This is a genomic window from [Zimmermannella] bifida NBRC 103089 (assembly GCF_001570925.1).
GTDB lineage: Bacteria > Actinomycetota > Actinomycetes > Actinomycetales > Microbacteriaceae > Gulosibacter > Gulosibacter bifidus.
Genome location: NZ_BCSP01000002.1, coordinates 216,060 through 233,753 on the forward strand (window position 1 = coordinate 216,060; position 17,694 = coordinate 233,753).

General features: G+C 60.5%; 15 protein-coding genes and 2 tRNA genes. 15 read left to right on the plus strand and 2 right to left on the minus strand.

Features of this window, described 5'->3' with window-relative positions; genetic code table 11:
- Nucleotides 1–108 precede the first annotated feature (108 nt).
- From ZBI01S_RS03120 to ZBI01S_RS03155, 8 genes are all read left to right on the plus strand, one after another.
- Nucleotides 109–182 (plus strand) — tRNA-Gly (locus ZBI01S_RS03120).
- Nucleotides 183–638: 456 nt separating this feature from the next.
- Nucleotides 639–712: transfer RNA gene (locus ZBI01S_RS03125), tRNA-Pro, on the plus strand.
- A gap of 903 nt (nucleotides 713–1,615) precedes the next feature.
- Nucleotides 1,616–2,923 (plus strand): quaternary amine ABC transporter ATP-binding protein, encoded by a 1,308-nt coding sequence (locus ZBI01S_RS03130; protein WP_066056416.1) that lies wholly within the window; start codon nucleotides 1,616–1,618, stop codon nucleotides 2,921–2,923.
- The gene (locus ZBI01S_RS03135) at nucleotides 2,923–3,879 is read left to right on the plus strand and encodes an ABC transporter permease (RefSeq protein ID WP_066056200.1); all 957 of its coding nucleotides are present in this window, start codon (nucleotides 2,923–2,925) and stop codon (nucleotides 3,877–3,879) included. The genes ZBI01S_RS03130 and ZBI01S_RS03135 overlap by 1 nt, the downstream gene beginning before the upstream one ends.
- 99 nt (nucleotides 3,880–3,978) lie before the next feature.
- Nucleotides 3,979–4,869: a glycine betaine ABC transporter substrate-binding protein gene (locus ZBI01S_RS03140; protein WP_245610520.1), complete on the plus strand. Its 891-nt coding sequence runs from the start codon at nucleotides 3,979–3,981 to the stop codon at nucleotides 4,867–4,869.
- A 304-nt stretch (nucleotides 4,870–5,173) separates the two neighbouring features.
- Nucleotides 5,174–6,679 (plus strand): trigger factor, encoded by a 1,506-nt coding sequence (tig, locus tag ZBI01S_RS03145; protein WP_066056206.1) that lies wholly within the window; start codon nucleotides 5,174–5,176, stop codon nucleotides 6,677–6,679.
- A 211-nt stretch (nucleotides 6,680–6,890) separates the two neighbouring features.
- The gene (locus ZBI01S_RS03150; RefSeq protein ID WP_110477032.1) at nucleotides 6,891–7,505 is read left to right on the plus strand and encodes an ATP-dependent Clp protease proteolytic subunit; all 615 of its coding nucleotides are present in this window, start codon (nucleotides 6,891–6,893) and stop codon (nucleotides 7,503–7,505) included.
- Nucleotides 7,506–7,541: 36 nt separating this feature from the next.
- Complete coding sequence (locus tag ZBI01S_RS03155; RefSeq protein WP_066056214.1) at nucleotides 7,542–8,207, plus strand: ATP-dependent Clp protease proteolytic subunit; 666 nt, start codon at nucleotides 7,542–7,544, stop codon at nucleotides 8,205–8,207.
- A 212-nt stretch (nucleotides 8,208–8,419) separates the two neighbouring features.
- On the opposite strand, the gene ZBI01S_RS03160 is transcribed toward ZBI01S_RS03155, so the two are convergent.
- Entirely contained in the window at nucleotides 8,420–9,085 is a 666-nt protein-coding gene (locus ZBI01S_RS03160) for a biliverdin-producing heme oxygenase (protein ID WP_066056217.1), read from the minus strand.
- 165 nt (nucleotides 9,086–9,250) lie between these two features.
- On the opposite strand from ZBI01S_RS03160, the gene ZBI01S_RS03165 reads away from it, so the two are divergent.
- The 7 genes from ZBI01S_RS03165 (at nucleotide 9,251) to ZBI01S_RS03195 (ending at nucleotide 17,311) form a co-directional block, all read left to right on the plus strand.
- On the plus strand, nucleotides 9,251–10,861 hold the full coding sequence (locus tag ZBI01S_RS03165; RefSeq protein ID WP_066056220.1) for an HtaA domain-containing protein: 1,611 nt from the start codon (nucleotides 9,251–9,253) through the stop codon (nucleotides 10,859–10,861).
- 176 nt (nucleotides 10,862–11,037) lie between these two features.
- Nucleotides 11,038–12,162: a heme/hemin ABC transporter substrate-binding protein gene (locus ZBI01S_RS03170; RefSeq protein WP_066056223.1), complete on the plus strand. Its 1,125-nt coding sequence runs from the start codon at nucleotides 11,038–11,040 to the stop codon at nucleotides 12,160–12,162.
- Nucleotides 12,159–13,289, plus strand: a complete 1,131-nt coding sequence (locus tag ZBI01S_RS03175; RefSeq protein ID WP_066056225.1) for a FecCD family ABC transporter permease — start codon at nucleotides 12,159–12,161, stop codon at nucleotides 13,287–13,289. The genes ZBI01S_RS03170 and ZBI01S_RS03175 overlap by 4 nt, the downstream gene beginning before the upstream one ends.
- Nucleotides 13,286–14,053 (plus strand): heme ABC transporter ATP-binding protein, encoded by a 768-nt coding sequence (locus ZBI01S_RS03180; protein WP_066056228.1) that lies wholly within the window; start codon nucleotides 13,286–13,288, stop codon nucleotides 14,051–14,053. Before ZBI01S_RS03175 ends, ZBI01S_RS03180 begins: the two co-directional genes overlap by 4 nt.
- 102 nt (nucleotides 14,054–14,155) lie before the next feature.
- Nucleotides 14,156–15,451, plus strand: a complete 1,296-nt coding sequence (clpX, locus tag ZBI01S_RS03185) for an ATP-dependent Clp protease ATP-binding subunit ClpX (RefSeq protein WP_066056231.1) — start codon at nucleotides 14,156–14,158, stop codon at nucleotides 15,449–15,451.
- 216 nt (nucleotides 15,452–15,667) lie between these two features.
- The gene (locus tag ZBI01S_RS03190) at nucleotides 15,668–16,516 is read left to right on the plus strand and encodes a hypothetical protein (RefSeq protein ID WP_066056235.1); all 849 of its coding nucleotides are present in this window, start codon (nucleotides 15,668–15,670) and stop codon (nucleotides 16,514–16,516) included.
- 147 nt (nucleotides 16,517–16,663) lie between these two features.
- Entirely contained in the window at nucleotides 16,664–17,311 is a 648-nt protein-coding gene (locus tag ZBI01S_RS03195) for a hypothetical protein (protein ID WP_066056238.1), read from the plus strand.
- A gap of 122 nt (nucleotides 17,312–17,433) precedes the next feature.
- Here the strand turns inward: ZBI01S_RS03195 and ZBI01S_RS03200 are convergent, their stop codons facing one another.
- Complete coding sequence (locus tag ZBI01S_RS03200; RefSeq protein ID WP_066056242.1) at nucleotides 17,434–17,694, minus strand: hypothetical protein; 261 nt, start codon at nucleotides 17,692–17,694, stop codon at nucleotides 17,434–17,436.

Below are 17,694 nucleotides of genomic sequence, written 5' to 3' on the forward strand. Positions count from 1 at the left end.
CAACTGCAACCAAAAGCCAACTTTGGGCGGATGGGGCCTATAGCGGCGGCAAAGCAGCGAAGCAGAAAAAATTAGGCTAGACTTGCGTAGTCTTGCTGATGCAAGCGCGGGGATGTAGCTCAATGGTAGAGCCCCAGTCTTCCAAACTGGTCACGCGGGTTCGATTCCCGTCATCCCCTCCATCTAAGAGGCGTCTACTCGGTAGGCGCCTCTTTTGGTTGCCTTTGAACCCTGGTGCGGCTGTCGCCGCCGCAGGTCTGCGAAGCGGTGCTTCGCTGTTTCGACCTGCGGGGTTCGATTCCCGTCATCCCCTCCATTTAAGAGGCGTCTACTCAGTAGGCGCCTCTTTTGGTTGCCTTGTGAACCCTGGCGCGGCTGTCGCCGCCGCCGCTCTCGATGAAGTTGTGGCCTAGATTGCACGGTTCTAAGCGTTGATAGCGTGCAAAGTCGGCCTCAGCGATTGTGTGTTTGGGAACTTTAGGCCGATTTTGCAGTCTGCGCGTCTGCTTAGATGCGGGTGGATGCGGTCGGTTCAGTTGGATTAGTCGTGCGATTTTTGTGTTTGGTGCAACGTACTTCGATTTTCCGTGTAAGCTAGGGCAGTCGCGTAAATGCGGCGGTCGGTACGCAAGTACCAACGGGACGTGGCGCAGTTTGGTAGCGCGCCTGCTTTGGGAGCAGGATGTCGCAGGTTCAAATCCTGTCGTCCCGACTAGACGAAACAGGCCCCACCTCTTGGTGGGGTCTGTTTCGTTTATCGCGGGACTACAGTAGGGCCCCGCTGGCGCGGAGTGGCTCCGCTCGATGCTGTTCTTGTTTCGTGACGTGCGTGTATTTCTGCATCGAGTGGAGCGCGCCAGTGGGAAGCGTCCCGACTAGACGAAACAGGCCCCACCTCTTGGTGGGGTCTGTTTCGTTTATCGCGGGGCTACAGTAGGGCCCCTTCGGTGCGGAGAGTCTCGGGTCACTGCTTGTAGGTTTACGTGACTTGCGTCGATAACGTGCAGTGAGGCGAGCGCGCCGAAGGGACGCGTCCCGACTAGACGAAACAGGCCCCGCCTCTTGGTGGGGTCTGTTTCGTTTATCGCGGTGCTACAGTAGGGCCCCTTTCGCGCGTGGAGTCTCGGATCGATGCCTGCTCTTGTTGCGTGACGTGCTTGTGTTTCTGCATCGAGTGGAGCGCGTGAAGGGACGCGTCCCGACTAGATGCGAATAGCTCCCGTCGGTCCCAAGAATGTACGAAAACAGTGCATAGATCACACCCCTGGATAACAGGTTGGTAACGTCTGGGATTTTCCCGATGGATCCGCATGTCCACGGGGGAGTCGCGCTAATGAACGACCCTAATTTTCAACGGAAAAGGCTCGATCAGGGGCTGTTTTCTCGGTAACTCGACACCTATGGCAATTACGCTAGTTAAGCAATTTGGCGCTTTGAGGAGCGGGAAACCGGGTTCCTTGGCGCGTTGTGTGACTGGATGTTGCGCAACGGTGATTGTGCCCGCGGCTGCGAACGATTGCGGCCGCATGTGTGCGCGATCCCAGGATTGCTGGTGATCACTCACCTTCGTGTGCGAAAAGACCGTGCGCGGCAAACGACCCCAAAAGGAGCGTTCGTGCCAAACATTGCCATCTCCGTCAAACATCTCTACAAGGTGTTTGGCAAGCATCCCCGCGAGGCCGTGGAACGTCTCAAGCGCGGAGCTACGCGTGATGAACTGCTGCCCGCGACGACGGCAGCAGTGATCGATGCGTCATTCGAGGTCGAAAAGGGCGAAATTTTCGTCGTCATGGGACTCTCGGGTTCGGGTAAATCCACGCTGATTCGTACCTTGAATGGGCTGAACGAGCCGACCGCTGGCTCGATCAAAATCGGCGATGAAGAACTCGTGGATGCGAGTCCAGCCACTCTGCGCGCTATCCGTCGCAACAACATTTCGATGGTCTTCCAGCACTTCGCACTCTTCCCACATCGCACTGTGCTCGAGAACGTTGCCTACGGCCTCGAAGTGCAAGAGGTCGCGCGCGAGAAGCGCGAGAAGCTTGCTTATGAAATTCTGCAGACGGTGGGGCTTGCCGAGTGGGCAAATGCGTACCCTGACGAGCTTTCCGGCGGTATGCAGCAGCGCGTGGGTATCGCTCGCGCCCTCTGTGCCGAAACTGATGTGCTGCTCATGGACGAAGCGTTCAGTGCGCTGGACCCGCTCATCCGTCGCGAGATGCAAGAGGAACTCGTCGAACTCCAGAGCAGCCTCGGCAAGACCATCGTCTTTATTACTCACGACCTCAACGAAGCGATGTTCCTCGGCGATCGAATCGCGGTAATGCGCGACGGCCGCATCGTCCAGATCGGCACGCCAGAAGACATCCTCACGAACCCGGCCGATGACTACGTCGAGCAGTTCGTGCAAGACGTTGACCGCTCTCGCGTGCTCACCGCATCCGCTGTCATGCAGCCTGCCCGTGCGGTCGCGCCAATCTCGGTCGGCATTAACGGTGTTGCCAAGATCATGCGCGAAATGCAGGTCTCTGGTGTGTTCCTCACCGACCGCAACCGTCTCGTTGGCGCGGTCACAGAGATTCAGGTTGCTCGTGCTGCTCGACACGGCAACGTTTCGCTGGCCGAGATCATCGACCGCGATATCGAAACCGTAAGCACCGATACCGTCCTCAGCGAGTTGTTTGAACCCGCTGTGGATTCGAGCCTGCCGCTGCCCGTGGTCGACGAGAACCGCCGCATCTTGGGCGTGGTGCCACGCGTTGCGCTCTTGAGCTCGATGACCACGACCACCGGCGCCATTGATGTGCCCGAGGATGCGGGCGAGCACGACCCGCAGATCCCCGTCGTCGATGCGGTGGTCATTAATGAGCACGGTGCCACGACCGGGGTTCCGGCAACGACTACGGAAGGCGGTGCGCAGTAATGGATCTCGAATTTCGTTTGCCACTGGGCCAATGGATCGAAGAAGGCGTTGACGTCATTAAGTCCTCGCTCAACTCGGTGCTGAAGCTTGTCAGCCTGGGCCTAGAGCAACTCTACGAGTGGCTGGTCATTGCGTTCACCGCGCTGCCGAACTGGGCGACGGCCCTGCTGATCGTGCTGTGCTGCTTCGTCGTGCGCGGTCGTGCTAACGGCAAGTTGGTTTCCGGCTGGAAGTTCGCACTGGGCGCTGCTGTCGGACTGACACTGATCATCGCGCTGGACCAATGGGACGACGCCATGAAGTCGCTTTCGTTGGTGCTAGTTGCAAGCCTCATCGCGCTCGTGATGGCGATTCCGCTCGGTATCTGGGCGGCAAAATCGCCAACTGCCGCGGCAATCATCCGCCCGATCATGGATTTCTTCCAGACAATGCCGGCCATGGTGTACCTGATCCCGGCGATCATTTTCTTCAGCGTCGGTACCGTGCCGGGCATCGTGGCGACCGTGATCTTCTCGATGCCGCCGGGTGTACGTATGACAACGCTTGGTATTCACGGTGTCGACAAGGAAGTGGTGGAAGCGTCCCGCGCGTTCGGTGCGACTCCGCGCCGAACGCTCCGCCAGGTTGAACTGCCACTGGCAATGCCATCGATCATGGCGGGCGTTAACCAGGTCATCATGCTCGCGCTTTCGATGGTCGTTATCGCCGGTATGGTCGGCGCCGAGGGACTCGGTCGCGAGGTCTACCTTGCCCTCGGTAACGGTGATGTCGCGCGCGGATTCGAAGCTGGTATTGCTGTCGTTATTCTCGCGATGCTGCTCGACCGGCTGTCGGGTTCTTTCGCCTCAACGCGCCAGCGTCGACGCCGCACCGTTGTGGCTGCTGATAGCACCGAAGACAAATCAGCTACGCCGGTCGCCGACGAGGTCGCGAAGGCTGAGCAAGCCCAGCCGTAGGCGCCACGCGCATCCGCTCAAATCAAGCTCATCCCCTAATGCGCACGTGTTGCGTACTCAATTACTCACTTACTCATTGCGATACGAAACGAGATGAACATGAAATTCCCTTGGTTGAAATCACTTGCTGCGGCAGCAGTTGCAGCACTGGCACTCACCGGTTGCACCGTCGGTGAAAGCAGCGAGAAGCTCGACAACGGCGACGAAAAGGTCGTAGACGTTGCGGTGTTTGCAGGTTGGGACGAAGGTGTCGCTGCAAGCCACCTCTGGAAGACCGTGCTCGAAGAAAAGGGCTACACCGTTAACCTCCACGAGGCTGACCCAGCCGCCGTCTACACCGGCCTCGCTAACGGCGACTACGACGTCGTGCTCGACACCTGGCTGCCGATCACCCACGCTTCGTACATTGAGAAGTACGGCGACAAGATCATCGACCTCGGTGCGTGGAACGACGAAGCCAAGCTCACCATTGCCGTGAACGAGGATGCGCCGATCGACTCGCTCGAAGAACTCGCTGCGAACGCCGACAAGTTCGGCAACAAGATTTACGGCATCGAAGCCGGTGCTGGTCTGACGAAGGTGACCGAAGAAGAAGTCATCCCGCAGTACGGTCTCGACAAGATGGAATACGCGATCTCGAGTACCCCAGCAATGCTGACGGAGCTCAAGGCCAAGACGAAGGCCGGCGAGAACGTTGTCGTGACGCTGTGGCGTCCGCACTGGGCCTACGACGAATTCCCGATTAAGGACCTCGAGGACCCGAAGGGTGCGCTCGGCGGCGCTGAGTCGATCCACTCGTACGCAGCTGGTGACTTCGAGACCACCCACCCGCAGCTCGCTGGCTGGCTCAAGGGCTTCAAGATGGATTCCGAGACGCTGTACTCGCTCGAGAACGTGATGTTCAACGAGAACGAGAGCGAAGACTACGCTCCGGTCGTCAAGGACTGGATTGCTGAAAACCAGGAGTATGTCGACGGTCTGACCAAGTAGCAATGGCGGATGCGGCGGGTTCCGTCGCCACCATGCACCCGTTCGGGGCGGCTTCGGTCGCCCCGAACGTCGTTCTACGGCATCACCGCGATTTCCAACCGGATGCACTTCGGCACGTAACGCGGGCACGCGCAAGACGCGGCGATCGTCGCGACAGAACCGGATGCATCCATACCGAAAACAGACAACATTAGGGCGCTTTGGGGCAAGACAAGTAGTATTGCTCTGTTTGCGCGTCAAATACGCCAGCGTTTGCTAACGGCTGCTGAGCAAGCAGCGAACCGACACTCAGGAGATACCGAACGTGAAGACCACGGTCGACAAGGTCAACCCGACCCACGCCAAGCTCACTATCAACGTGACCCCGGAAGACTTCAAGCCGTTCATGGACCGTGCGTACCGCACGATCGCGAACCAGATTCAGATTCCAGGTTTCCGCAAGGGCAACGTCCCTTCGCAGCTCATCGACGCCCGTGTTGGTCGTGAAGTTGTGATCGACCAAGCCATCAACGACGGTCTTGACACCTGGTACCAGCAGGGCCTCGCCGAGTCGGGCCTGACCCCGCTCGGACGTCCAGAAGCAGACGTTACCCAGACCCCTGACGTCATGGACCTCTCGGGCGACCTCGTTGTCACCGTTGACGTTGACGTTCGTCCCGAAATCGAACTCGGCGACTACAAGGGCCTCAAGATCGAGGTTGAAGCTGCTGAGGTTACCGACGCCGACGTCGAGGCCGAGCTCGAAACCCTGCGCAAGCGCTTCGGCACCCTCAAGACGGTTGAGCGTCCGATCGAAAACGGCGACTTCGCCACCATCGACCTCGTTGCCAAGATTGGCGACGACATCGTTGACGAAGCGAATGGCATCTCGCACGAAGTTGGTTCGGGCGAACTGCTCGACGGCACCGACGAGGCACTGCTCACGCTGACCGCTGACGAAGAGACCACCTTCACCTCGACGCTGCTCGGTGGCGAGCGTGCCGGTGAAGAAGCCGAGATCACCGTCAAGGTTGTTTCGGTCAAGGAACGCGAACTCCCTGAGGTTGACGACGAGTTCGCTCAGCTCGCGAGCGAGTTCGACACCGTTGAAGAACTCCGCGAAGACCTGCGCAACCAGGCTGCCAAGAAGAAGACTTTCGGCCAGGTTGACGAAGCCCGCGGCAAGGCAATCGACGCACTGCTCGAGAACACCGAAGTTCCGGTTCCTGAGCAGCTCATCGAAGACGAAGTTGCCCGCCACCTGGAGGGCGAAGGTAAGACTGGCGACGACCCACACGCCGAAGAGGTTCGTGAAGAATCGCGCAAGTCGTTCCGTCAGCAGGTCATCCTTGACGAGATCATCAAGGCTGAGCAGGTTCAGGTCGAGCAAAATGAGTTCACCGAATTCCTGTTCCAGCAGGCGTCGCAGTACGGCATTGCTCCGCAGCAGTACATCGAAATGCTGCAGCAGAACAACGGCCTGCCACAGGTCATCGGTGAGGTTGCTCGTTCGAAGGCAATCCTCTACGTTCTCGAAGACGCTACGGTTACCGACACCAACGGCAAGGCTGTTGACCTCTCGGAATTCACCGCAGTAGTTCGCCAGGCACGTGAAGCACAGGCTGAAGCTGACAAGGCAGAAGACGCAGCTGACGAAGCTGAGGCACCTGCCGAGAAGAAGCCTGCTGCCAAGAAGGCACCAGCCAAGAAGGCTCCGGCGAAGAAGGCCGCGGCAAAGAAGGCTGACGACGCTGAGGCCGAGAAGAAGCCTGCTGCCAAGAAGGCACCAGCCAAGAAGACCGCAGCCAAGAAGGCTGACGACGCTGAGTAGCATGGCCGCCCGTTAGGCGCGCAATTGCTCGCTTGACGGCACCGCGAGGGTCGTACCAATCGGATGCACCGCATCCGTATCGGTGCGGCCCTCGTGCGTTCTCGTCGGCATCCTCACGCCAAGGGCGAACAGACACCGGATTCGCGGCCGTCGTCGACTAGTTTCGTCAAGAGAACCCGTTAGAAGGAGCACACTCGTGGCTGAACAGCAAATGCCGAACAGCGTCTTTGACCGCCTGTTGAAGGACCGCATCATCTGGCTTGGCGAAGACGTTCGCGATGATAACTCGAACGAGATTTGCGCGAAGATGCTGCTGCTCTCGGCAGAAGACCCCGAGCGCGACATCTACTTGTACATCAACTCGCCCGGTGGCTCGGTCACGGCAGGTATGGCGATCTACGACACCATGCAGCTCATCCCGAACGACGTGGTCACCGTAGGTATCGGCATGGCCGCATCGATGGGGCAGCTGCTGCTCACCTCGGGTGCCCCGGGTAAGCGGTACATCACGCCAAACACGCGCGTGCTGCTGCACCAGCCGCTCGGTGGCTTTGGCGGTACGTCGTCTGACATCCAGCGTCAGGCTCAGCTCATCCTCGACATGAAACAGCGACTGGCAGAAATCACTGCTTCGCGCACCGGCAAGACCGTTGAACAGGTTCACGCCGATGGTGACCGTGATAAGTGGTTCACGGCCGAAGAAGCCCTCGAGTACGGCTTTGTTGACCACATCTCCGAATCGGCCACCTCGGTCGTTGGTGGCGGCGGAACTGACCGTCGCATCTCGAACGACCCAACCGAAGCCGCAAAGTCGGACGACAACTAAGTCACCGCGACAACGAATTCTGAAGGACGCAACAACATGCTGAACTTGCCTAACTACGGCACCCACGGTGCATCCATGCCACAGTCGCGCTACATTCTGCCGAGCTTCGAAGAGCGCACCGCGTACGGTTTCAAGCGCCAGGACCCCTACGCCAAGCTGTTCGAAGACCGCATCGTCTTCCTCGGCGTGCAGATCGACGACGCTTCGGCTGACGACGTTATGGCGCAGTTGCTCGTACTCGAGTCGCAAGACCCAGACCGCGACATCACCATGTACATCAACTCGCCGGGTGGTTCGTTCACTGCGATGACGGCGATCTACGACACCATGCAGTACATTCGCCCAGAAGTTCAGACCGTTTGCCTCGGTCAGGCCGCTTCGGCAGCCTCGGTGCTGCTGGCTGCAGGCCAGCCTGGCAAGCGCTTGGCACTCCCGAACGCGCGCGTACTCATCCACCAGCCCGCATCCAGCGGCGGTGGCCAGGGCCAGGCTTCGGACATCGAAATTCAGGCGCGTGAGGTGCTGCGCATGCGCGAATGGCTTGAAGAAGCCCTCGCTAAGCACAGCGGTCGCGACCAGGCACAGATCTCGGAAGACATCGAGCGCGACAAGATTCTCTCGGCGCAGGAAGCTCTCGAATACGGTCTGATCGACCAGGTGCTCACGAGCCGCAAGGGCGCCCAGTCGGTCGTACTCGACTAGTTTGCTGGCCGTGCGAGCAATTGCTTGCTCGGTGTCAAACACAAGAGCCGCGTGGTGTTCCACGCGGCTCTTGCTGCTCTTAGGAGGGTGGCAGGTGCGACATTGAGGGGGATCGCACCGTGCCGAATGTTCGTCGACCAAACGAACAATGAGTACGCGCTCGGTCGGGCACGGACATTGTTTGCCGTGCGACCGGATGCGCGTGGTTCAGTTCACGCGGCGGTTGCCGGTGTGTAAATCTCGGCGAGCTCGGCGAAGATCTGCTGATTGTAGGTGAAGCTGATGTTGGCCTCATCGACGACTCGGTCCGCTTCAGCGCGCGTCAGCGGCAGCGCATTCATGCATTCCCGGTAGCGCTTCTTGTATGGCGGCAGCGCTCCAATATCGAACGCGAAGAACGTGGATTCCTCGCTGGTGAGTCCGTAATGCCGGGTCAAGAGTGTGCGCATGACCTGACCACCAGAGAGGTCGCCAAGGTAACGCGTGTAGTGATGCGCAAGGATTCGATATTCGTCGAATCGGCAGCTCCGGATGCGTTCCACGTAGGCAAGCGTTGATGGCTGCGGCCCGATGCTGGTTACGTGGTGGGCCATTTCAAGCGCGTGCAGATCAGCGGCAATGGTGCTGCTGCGATCGAGCCGAAGATCAAACAGCTCAACCATGGCGGGGTTTTCTGGTGCGGCGGCGACTGCAGCTTCGAGTGCGCCGTAAATGTACTGGTACTGCTCGAGCAGCCCGAACCACGCGTTCAGCGAGAGGTTGCCGCCGAGTAATGCTTCGAGAAAGTCCGCGCGTTCGGCATTTTCGTGTGCGGCGCTCGTTTCTTCGCGCAGCCGAGTTGCCAATGGGGTTGCGGTTGCAGTTTCGGTAATGGTCACTTGGCCTCCAATCGATGACCCTAAGCATACATGTTAGGTAAGGCTTGCCTAACTTTTGTGATCGGGCTATGTTTCTGCTTAGGTAAGCCTTACCTAATTTACTTGGTTGTGTCGTGGGTCTTCGACACACGACACTGCCGCGACCATCCATCTCGAAAGGACATCATGATTGGCATTACCCGATTGAGGCGCATTGGTGCGGTGGCTGCAGCCTCGGCGCTGGCTACTGCTGGCCTCGTTGGTTTCGGCGCACTGCAGGGCAACACTTCTGCTGGCGCTGCTGAGTCTGCCGGTGCGGCAGAAACCTCGAGCGCAAGCGCAGTGTGGGGCGTGAAGGAGTCGTTCCGCAACTACATCACTGGCCCAATCGCTGACGGTGCAATCGAAACCTTGGGCAACGTGAGCCAGTCACCTGCGCCATTCACTTGGACTGAAGGCACCGGCGCGGTAGACACCGCTGCGAAGACCGCGGACGTGCAGTTCGCCGGCATGGTGCACTTCACCGGACACCACGGCATCCTCGACACCAAGCTCGAGAACCTGCGCGTTGTGCTCGACGGTAACGGTGCAGGCACGCTGTACCTCGATGCGATGTCGAACGATGCGCGCGGAAACTTGGTTATCGACGCCGACGGCGTTGAATTCGCCACACTCTCGAACGTCACCTGGGACGGCGATAACGTGCATGCCGACACGGCACTGGCACAGGCTGCAGTCACCACTCTGGGTAGCCAGTACCGAGTTGGCCAGGCAGTCGACGCATTCTCGATGACGCTGCCCGTGGCTGCCGACACAGCTCCATCGGAACCAACCGAATCTGAAGCCCCTGCTGAACCTGGCGCACCAGCAGCACCAGCACCGGCCGATACAGTTGAACCAGCAAAGCCGGCACCTGCCGAACCGGCACCCGCGAAGCCGGCACCTGCCGCCCCTGCTGCACCCGCCGCATCCAATGCGCCCGCCAAGCCGGCTGCACCTGCCGAAGACGCTGAACTCGAATCGGCACAGGCGCCCGCCGCGGCCGACGCCAAGCCAGCAGTCGAAACGTGCACCGCACGCTCGGCAACCGGTTCGCTCGAATGGGGCGTACGCACGTCATTCCGCAACTACATTTCGGGCGGAATTGCTAAGGGCAAGTGGGAGCTCAGCGGTGGCGCTGGCGAAACTGCCCGTGGCTTCACCTGGGGCGAAGGCTCGGGTGAAATCAACACCGAAGCAATGCGCGGCGAAATCGCGTACCCCGGCGTCGTGCACTTCACCGGACACGAAGGTGTCCTCGACTTCCAGATCTCGAACGTTCGCATCGCGATCGAAAGCGCGACCACCGGTGCACTCGTTGCTGACGTGAACTACTCCAACATGGAAGGCAAGAAGTTCAACGAGGCCAATGTGCGTTTTGCTGACCTTTCGTTTGCTGCCATCAACACCGCCGACGGCAACCTCAATATCGACAGTGCAACGACCACGCTGACGGCTGACGGTGCTGCCGCATTCGCAGGCTTCTACGAAGCTGGCACCGAGCTTGACCCGGTCACGGTCAGCGCTTCGCTCGGCGGAGATGTTGCTTGCAACGACGCCACCGCAGCGAACGGCACTGCGGCGGCAGGTGCGAACGGTAACGGCAAGGGCGGCAAGAACTCGCTGGCCGAAACCGGTGCCGAGTCGTTCGCACCGCTGGGCGTTGCCTCTGGTGTGCTGCTGCTCGCAGGTGGCGTGCTCGCCCTGGCGAACCGCCGACTCGACCGCTCGGTCGCAGGTTCCGCACACCTGAAGTAATACAGCTGCGCGCTTGGGCGGTGGTCACGGCCGTCCAAGCGCGCGAGCGTTGTGCGGGTCCGAACTGACCCGGCCATCTGTATCCGATTCGCAGCCAGCCGATTCAAGCTCACCCGCACGCAGATTAGCCGCCCCAACCCAAGCTCCACTCCGTCACCAACCGATTGCAACACGTCATGAACTGGCTAACCACATCCACTCGCACCCTTCGCTCAATCGCCATCATTGCCGCACTGTGCACTGCCCTCGCGACCGCAGGCTGTGCCACCGGCGGAACAGAAATTGTCACCGCAACCTCCCCCGATGCATCCGCAACTAGCAGCGCAGCGGTGAGCGATGCCTATACCGTGCCCGACAAGGTGCCCGATCCGCGCACGCTCACGGGACTGACCGAAGCTAAAGCGATTCCCGGTGTCGCGCCCATTGATACGGATGCGGCACCGCAGTTGCCCGCGACCGTGACCGGCGACGATGGCGTCAACGTTGAAGTCGAATCGATCGACCGCATCGTCACGCTCGACATCTACGGCACCACCAGCCAGACATTGATTGGGCTGGGTCTTGAGGACAATATCGCTGGCCGCACGGTGTCGGACATCGACGAGCGCATCCGCGATGTGCCCGTTGTGAGCGGTCAAGGCCACTCGGTCGATGTTGAGCAAGTGCTCGCACAGAACCCAACACTGGTGCTGGCAGACACGACGCTCGGTCCCGCATCCACCATTGAATTGCTGCGCAATAGCGGCGTTGACGTGGTCGTGTTGTCACCCGATCGGGGTGCTGACCTCATTGCCGAACAGATCACCATGATCGCGCAGGCCACGGGCGTTCCCGACGCTGGCAAGAAACTGGTCGAGCGCACCGAGGCCGAGCTCGCCAACGTGCAGGACTACGTGTCGAAACTGCAAGCCGCATCCGGACAACAGCCGCTGCGTATGGCGGTGCTCTACGTGCGCGGCAGTGGCGGCGTATTCTTCGTGTTCGGTAAGGGGAGCGCCGCAACCCAGCTCATCAACGACCTGGGCGGTGACGCCGTGGCCGAAACGCACGGACTGCCAGAAACTGCGCCTGCGAACGCAGAATCGCTCATTTCGATCGATCCAGAAACCGTAATTGTGATGCGTGACGGCCTCGAATCTGGTGGTGGTAGCGAGGGGCTGCTCGCACGACCGGGTATGGCGCAGACCACAGCTGGTGCGAACGAACGAATTATTTCGGTTCCAGATAGCCAGCTCATTTCGTTCGGCCCGAACTATCCGCAGGCGCTCAAGGCGATTGCCGATGCGGTGTACCTCGGATGACCGGGGTCACCGCATCGCGGCCGGTGTCGGCTCGCCTTGGCAAACTGCACAGCAAACTGCGCCGCAAACCACACAACACGACCGGTCGATATGCGACCGGGGTGCTTTGGGCGGCGCTCGGCATCGGGCTTGCCATCACGGTCGTCGTGTCGCTTGGTTCGGGGCAGTTCGTTATTGCACCGGATGCGCTCTGGCAATCGGCCGCGCGTCACTTTGGATTTGCGCCACCGGCGGAGATTGGTAGCTCCGCGGCCCTGACGGATGCGGCGCTCTGGCAGGTGCGGGTGCCACGTCTCCTGCTCGGGCTGCTCGTAGGCGCCGCCCTCGGTATCGCCGGGGCACTGGCGCAGTCGCTATTTGGAAATCCACTGGCCGAGCCAGGAGTCATTGGCATTACCGCCGGTGCTTCACTCGGCGCGGCCTTGAGTATCGGTCTTGGCATTTCCTGGTTCGGTCTCGTCACGACGCCGGTATTTGCCTTCGCATTCGGGCTTGCGACCGCGTTTACCGTTTGGCTCGTCGCTCGCCAAATTACGGCCCAGCGCTCGCTGTCACTATTGCTCGTGGGCATCGCGATCAATGCGATCGCAGGAGCAGCGACCGCGTTCATCTTTGTGGTGTCGTCATCGACGGCACGCGATGCCGTGGTGTTTTGGCAATTGGGTTCGGTCAATGGCGCCACCTGGAACGCCGTCATCCAGACCGCGATTCCGCTGGCCGTTGCGACTGTTGCGATGCTGCCGCTCCTTCGGAAGCTCGACCTGCTCGCGCTTGGTGATCGCGCCGCCGGTCACCTCGGCTGTAATGTGCGGCGGTTGCGCGTGGCGCTCATGATCGGGATCGCGCTCATCACAGGTGCCGCTGTCTCGTTCGCCGGCATTATCGGGTTCGTGGGTCTCGTCGTGCCGCATGCGCTGCGGCTCATGGTGGGCCCTGCACATCGACGGCTCGTGCCGTTGTCGATGGTCGGTGGTGCGCTGTTGATTGCCGTTGCCGACCTGCTCGCACGAACCCTGATCTACGGGGTCGACCTACCAATCGGCATGATGACCTCGCTGATCGGTGCGCCGGTATTTTTGGTGCTGCTGCGACAAACCTTCTCGCAGCGAACGGGAGGTGCCGCATGATGCGACTGCGCGCATCCCGAGTCGGTGTGCAGCGTGGCGGCCGAACCATCTTGCACGACATCAACCTTGATATCGGTCCCGGTGAATTCGTGGCGCTTATCGGCCCGAACGGCGCTGGCAAGAGCACATTGCTGTCGGTACTGGTGGGTGACACGGTGCCGGATGCGGGCCGTGTGCAGCTCGGTGATGATGCGGTTGCGCAGATGCCCACGATTGCGCTGGCGCAGCAACGGGCCGTACTGGAACAGCAGCCTGGGGTTGGCTTCGGATTCACCGTCGCCGAAGTGGTTGCCATGGGGCGCTCGCCGTGGCGCCACACGGAGCACACCCACGATGACCAGCGCATCATTGCGGAATCCATGCGCACCGCCGAAGTGCACCAGTTTGCCGACCGCAACGCCATGTGGCTATCGGGTGGCGAAGTGTCGCGCACCGGATTCGCGCGAGTGCTCGCGCAGCAGACGCCCTGGTGGTTTCTTGATGAGCCCACGGCCGCACTCGATATTCGACACCAAGAGCAAGCGTTGCGCACGGTACGGGCGATGACGGATGCGGGCGGTAGCGCCGTCGTCGTCCTGCACGATCTCGACGCGGCCGCGTGTTGGGCCACCCGCTTGGTGCTGCTCCACCGGGGGAGCGTGCTCGCCGACGGTCCGCCGGAATCCGTGCTCGACCCTGAGCTCCTCAGCGACGTGTACGCAACACCGGTCGAAGTATTCCCGCATCCGGCCAACGGAAATTTGGTGGTTCGTCCACAACGCTGAGCATTCCGTGGATGCACCCGCAATCGTTTGGCGGGTGCTACACGGAATTCTCCGCCGCTGGCGATACTGTGGAGAGACATCTGACCGCCGAGAGAGGAACTCATGGCACGCATTGGTGAAAGCGGCGACCTGCTGAAGTGCTCGTTCTGTGGAAAGAGCCAGAAGCAAGTGAAGCAGCTCATCGCCGGCCCCGGTGTCTACATCTGTGATGAGTGCATCGAACTGTGCAACGAGATCATTCGCGAGCGCCTCGCTGAGGAGCAGACCGAAGAGGTCTCGGAGTTCGACCTGCCCAAACCACGCGACATCTTTGAATTCCTGCAGCAGTATGTTGTCGGCCAAGAAGCCGCAAAACGCGCACTCTCGGTTGCGGTCTACAACCACTACAAGCGCATCCGTGCCCGCAACGAAATCACCGCGGTTAAGGACGAATCCGAACAGGACAACGACGGCGTCGAAATCGCCAAGTCGAACATTCTGCTCATTGGCCCCACCGGTACCGGTAAGACCTACCTGGCGCAGTCGCTCGCACGCCGCCTCAACGTGCCCTTCGCGGTCGCCGATGCCACGTCACTGACCGAGGCTGGCTACGTTGGTGAAGACGTCGAGAACATCCTGCTGAAGCTGCTGCAAGCTGCCGACTACGACGTCAAGCGTGCCGAAACCGGCATCGTCTACATCGACGAGATCGACAAGATTGCCCGCAAGGCTGAGAACCCTTCGATTACCCGCGATGTCTCGGGCGAGGGTGTGCAGCAGGCGCTGCTCAAGATCATTGAAGGCACTACCGCATCGGTACCGCCACAGGGTGGTCGCAAGCACCCGCAGCAAGAGTTCATCGAGATCGACACCACCAACGTGTTGTTCATTTGCGCGGGTGCGTTTGCTGGACTCGAAGAGATCATCGCTTCGCGTGCCGGTCGTAAGGGCATCGGTTTCGGTTCGCCCCTGCACTCGCCTAACATCGTCGAAGACGTGTTCTCGGATGTTCAGCCCGAGGACCTGCACAAGTTTGGATTGATTCCCGAGTTCATCGGTCGTCTGCCGGTGCTGACGACGGTTGAACCCCTTGATGAAGACGCACTGGTGAGCATCCTCGTTGAGCCACGCAATGCGCTGGTAAAGCAGTACCAGAAGATCTTCGAGCTCGACGGTGTCGAACTGCACTTTGAGGACGAAGCCCTGCGCGAGATTGCCGCGCACGCGGTTGAACGCAAGACGGGTGCACGTGGTCTGCGAGCCATTCTCGAAGAGGTACTTGGTCCGGTCATGTTCGAGGTGCCGTCGCGCGAGGACATCGAACGTGTTGAAATCACCGCCGATGTCGTTCGCAAGAATGCTGCCCCAAACCTCGTGCCTAAAAAACCGCAGCCGGTGCGCGGCGAAAAGTCCGCGTAGCGGGTGGATGCACCGCGTCACGTTCGCGTGACCCGGTTGCCGCTCGTGCGCCTCGTTTTACCGCACGGAGCGGCTGAAACGGTGCCAATGTGCGGCGGTAGGGCCACACTTGCCAAAGATCATGCTCTCGCAGGGTGAGCGAATTTCGAGCACAACGTAAGATTGGGCAAAGACGTACAATCGCCTGCGCACCGACGATGCCGCAGCCTGCGACAGATGGTTCGCAACGTGGATGCGGCGGATACCCCCGTGCGGGTGCCCGGAACCCTTGCGGGCACCGCGATTGAACCGACCAACGTCAAGAACCACATGCATCCAGCACCACAAGCTGCAATCGGGCGGGACGGCAACATGTTGCACCAGAATCCTCACGGACAGGCCAGCGCGCGCCATCCGTCTCAATCGACGCCGCATACTGATGTGCACGAATCGGTCGCCTCGGCAGCGAGCGCCGTGCGTTGGACGACGTTCGGCACCACCGCGGCTGTCGCGGTGGCCGTGCTTGCCGGTTGCACTTATGTTCCGGGCGCGGCCGGACCAACAAGTTCTGGACTCGTGCCGCAAGCCACCGTGAGTCCCACTGACGCGCCTACGCCGGATCCGTTCGGCGGAGTGGTGCATCCAAGCGGTGCGCCGATGACACCTCCGCAGCCAATCGAAGACAATCGTGAATCCGAAATGGTGAAGCTTCGCGTTGGCGACGAGGACTATGGCGAACTTGACTGGCAGGTGAGCTGCTCCGGCATTACCGAAGGCAGCATTTCCATCATCGCCACCGCCAAAGATGGCGAGCACTCGTTCACGCTCGTGATGCTCGGCAACCCGGATGAACTCAGTTCGTTCACGTTCACTTCGGGCCGTAGAGGCGAGGGCCTGCAAGCGAAGAGCGGGCTGACAGTAACTCCCGGCACGAAGCAGGGCAATGGTTCACTGATCGTCGACGGCGGGACGTTGAAATCCAACGGTGCCGGTGTGGCGTATGGGCCGGATATTGAGGCCAGCAACGGTAAGACAAACACGACAACGAAGTACGAGACCGAGCTGTACTGCCAGCTTGACCGCTAGCAGTGCCTCGGCCTGATGCCTAGACAACGCGTCTCCACCCGAAGAGTGGGAAAACATGCATCTGCAGGGCGATTAAATTCGCGTATTCGAGCAATAGCATTCGGATATATTCAATTCGTTGTGTCCTCACGCCGAGAAAGGTTGCTCATGGCGAAAATTCACCCGCTGCTCAAGGCCGCATCAATCATCGCACTCGTTCCAGTTGCACTCACCGGTATTTCCGGATGCGCCAGCGATGAGCCGTCAGCGCCAAAGAAGGAGCGCAAGAAGGACAACGGCGACGGTGGCGGTGGCGGCCTGCCATTTGGTTTCGGCGACGGCAGCGGCGGCGGCAGCGGCGGCGGCACCCCTCCTACCAGCGATAGTCCGTACGGCGGTGGCGGTGGATCGACCACCAGTCCAGGCGGTAGCGGCGGTAGCGGCGGCAGCGGCGGTAGTGGCGGTAGTGGCGGCGGCAATGACGTCGTCCGCTTCGGAACGCACGATCTGTCGAACATCAACTGGACCATCACCTGCATCACTGGCGATAGCGCCATGGTGTCGGGCAATGACGGTACCTACGACATTGAAGCGCCATCGTTTTACGTCCTGTTTGACAAGGACAAGCCGAGCTCGATCTCGATCTCGTCGGGCGGCCCGATCGGTAAGTCCGACTCGCTCTACTGGTCGAGCTCGGACGGTCAGGCAACCGTATCGTTTGACGGCAAGACCCTGACCGCGTCGGGCAAGGGCGCGATGAACTTTGCCGACACGGTAGATTTCGAACTCAAGGCCACTTGCGACACCACCATCTAGGTCGGTTGGGTCGCTAGATTTAATGAGGCCGGTACCCCGAAACGGGGTACCGGCCTCATTGGTATTTGGACGCGATGCCGTGTAGCGGTGAGCCGCCAATGCGGCGTGGGTTGGCGCGGAAGCTAACCCGCCAACCAACCGTCATCGTCATCGTCGTCACCCGGCAGCTGCGGGGTGGATGCGGTGCGGACGGTACCGGATGCATCCACCGTCACCGAGATGCCAGAGTCTGCCGTCACCACCGGTCGGCCCTCAAGCCAGGTTAGCGTCCACCATTGGGGCGCCGACGTTTCGCGCTCGACCTGCAGCAGCGCATCGCGCACTGCTGCAGGTAACGATTGCGGGGCCGGAGTGCCGAACGGCCAGCGGGTGCCGATCTGCAC